The 1447-nt window shown below is 72.9% G+C and carries 1 protein-coding gene; it reads left to right on the top strand.

The features are described from left to right. A partial coding sequence (locus tag CS1GBM4_RS04940) for an autotransporter-associated beta strand repeat-containing protein (RefSeq protein ID WP_186417587.1) occupies positions 1-1447 on the top strand: 1447 nt, incomplete at both ends.

Genomic DNA, 1447 nt, shown 5'->3' with positions numbered 1-1447 from the left:
TCGGCGGCACGACGATCGCTGACGGCACGCTGGCGCTGAGCGGCGCGGGCAGCCTGGCGGCGAGCGGCGGTCTCAGCCTCTCCGGCACCGGCGCCGGGTTCGACATCAGCGGGGCATCCGGCAACCGGACCATCGGCGCCTTGTCGGGCGTCGCCGGCAGCGCCATCACGCTCGGCGCCAACACGCTGAGCTTCGGCAATGCGACGAACCAGGTCTTCGCCGGCTCGATCGGCGGCAGCGGCGGCATCGTCAAGCAGGGCAGCGGCCGGCAGACGCTGAGCGGGACCAGCAGCTATGGCGGCACCACGACGGTTGCCGCCGGCGAGCTGCGCGTCGACGGCGCGCTGACCGGGCTCGGCGCGCTGACGGTCGCAGCCGGCGCGACCCTGTCCGGGACCGGCAGCATCGCCGGGGCCGTGACCGTGGACGGCACCCTGTCGGCGGGCCACAGCCCCGGCACGCTGACGGTCGGATCGCTGACGCTCAACAGCGGCTCGACCTCGCTCTTCGAGCTGAACACGCCGGGAGTGGTCGGCGGCAGCGATCCCGTCACCGGCAACGACCTCGTCTCGGTCACCGGCGACCTCGCGCTCGGCGGCACGCTCGACGCGCGCGCCGCCGCGGCCGGCTATTATCGCCTGTTCGACTATGGCGGCACGCTCACCGGCAGCTTCGACAGCCAGAGCGTGACCTCGAGCCGCGGCGGCTTCACCATCGCCAGCGCGCAGGTCGATACGGCGGTGGCGGGGCAGGTCAACCTCGTCGTGCTCGGCACCGGCCAGACCCTGCAGTTCTGGGACGGCGCGAACACCACGGCCAACGGCGCCGTCGACGGCGGCGCCGGCACCTGGTCCGGCTTCGGCAGCAACTGGACCGACAGCGCCGGCAGCGCCAATGCCGGCTGGGGCGGCTCGGTCGGCATCTTCGCCGGCGCCGCGGGCGGCGCGGTCAGTGTTTCGGGCACGGTGGCCTTCGACACGCTGCAGTTCTCGGCCAATGGCTATGTGCTGGGCGGCGGCACGCTCGCGATCGCGCCGGCGAGCGGAACGGCCGGCACCTTCAACGTCGACAACGGCATCACGGCCGGCATCGCCTCGACCATCGCCGACGGCGGCGGCACGGCCATCGTCAAGGTGGGCGGCGGCACCCTCGTGCTCTCGGGCAGCAACAGCTACACGGGTGGGACGACGATCGCCGGCGGCGTGCTCCAGATCTCGGCCGATGACAATCTCGGCGCCGCCTCCGGGGGCCTCAGCCTCGACGGCGGCACGCTGAGGACGACGGCGAGCTTCACCTCGGCCCGCACTGTCGTGCTCGACGCGGCCGGCGGCATTGTCCAGACCGATGCCGACCTGTCCTGGTCGGGCGACATCAGCGGCAGCGGCGCCCTGACGAAGACCGGGAACGGCACCCTGGTGCTGACCGGAACCAACACCTATTCCGGCGG

Origin of the sequence: Allobosea sp. CS1GBMeth4 (genome assembly GCF_900185715.1) — a bacterium.
In the GTDB taxonomy this organism is placed as follows: domain Bacteria; phylum Pseudomonadota; class Alphaproteobacteria; order Rhizobiales; family Beijerinckiaceae; genus Allobosea.
This window is presented reverse-complemented; position numbering and strand designations above follow the sequence as displayed.